The organism is Caulobacter sp. (genome assembly GCF_017744445.1).
GTDB lineage: Bacteria > Pseudomonadota > Alphaproteobacteria > Caulobacterales > Caulobacteraceae > Caulobacter.
The window spans coordinates 1-869 of sequence record NZ_JAGIBH010000060.1 but is presented as its reverse complement, the minus strand read 5'-3'; the positions used below and the strand labels follow the sequence as shown (position 1 = coordinate 869).

Genomic DNA, 869 nt, shown 5'->3' with positions numbered 1-869 from the left:
TGTCGAGACCGAGAGCCGGGGTTTGCTGGACCGCCTGTTCGACGGCCGCCTGGCGCCGCTGGTCAGCCACCTCTCGGAGGGCGACAAGCTCAGCGCCGACGACATCGCCGAACTGAAGGCCCTGATCGGGAAGCTCGACACATGAGCGCCCTGGTCCTGACCGCCCTGGTCCGCGCCAATCTCGCCCTGGCGGCGGCGATCCTGCTGGTGCTGCTGCTGCGCCGCCCCGTGCGGGCGAGGTTCGGCGCGCTGGCGGCCTACGCCCTGTGGCTGGTCGCGCCGCTGTGCGCGGCGGTCGGCCTGCTGCCCGCCCATGCGCCGCCCCAGGCCCTGGCCCCGGTAACGGTCCTCGCCCGGGCGGTCTCGCGGAGCGCCGCGCCGCTGGTCCACAAGGGCCCGGTCCTGCCGACGGCGCTGGTGGTCGCCTGGGCGGCGGGCGCGGGCCTGACCCTGGCTCTGCTGCTGATCCGCCAGCGGCGCTTCACCGCCTCGCTGGGCCGCCTTCGCCCGTCCCAGGTCGAGCCCGGCCTGCTGCTGGCCGAACGCCGCGACTTCGGCCCGGCCGTGATCGGCGCCCTGCGGCCCCGCATCGTCGCGCCGGCCGACTTCGAGCAGCGCTTCCAGGGCGCGGCCCGCGCGGTGGTGCTGACCCACGAGCAGGTGCACCTGGCGCGGGGCGACGCGGCGATCAACGCCCTGGCCGCGATGCTGCGATGCCTGTGCTGGTTCAATCCGCTGGTCCACGTGGCCGTGCGGCGCATGCAGGTCGACCAGGAGATCGCCTGCGACGAGGCCGTCGTGGCCCGCCACCCGCAGGACCGGCGCGTTTACGCGCAGGCCCTGCTCGACACCCTGCTGGTTTCCCACGC

Annotated in this window: 2 protein-coding genes; both read left to right on the top strand. The window is 75.0% G+C overall.

Annotated features, from left to right (window positions below):
- On the top strand, positions 1 to 145 hold a 145-nt coding region (locus J7528_RS23575), incomplete at its 5' end, for a BlaI/MecI/CopY family transcriptional regulator (RefSeq protein WP_291879717.1).
- Positions 142 to 869: M56 family metallopeptidase (locus tag J7528_RS23570; protein ID WP_291879714.1), on the top strand; the 728-nt coding region annotated here is incomplete at its 3' end. The genes J7528_RS23575 and J7528_RS23570, both read left to right, overlap by 4 nt.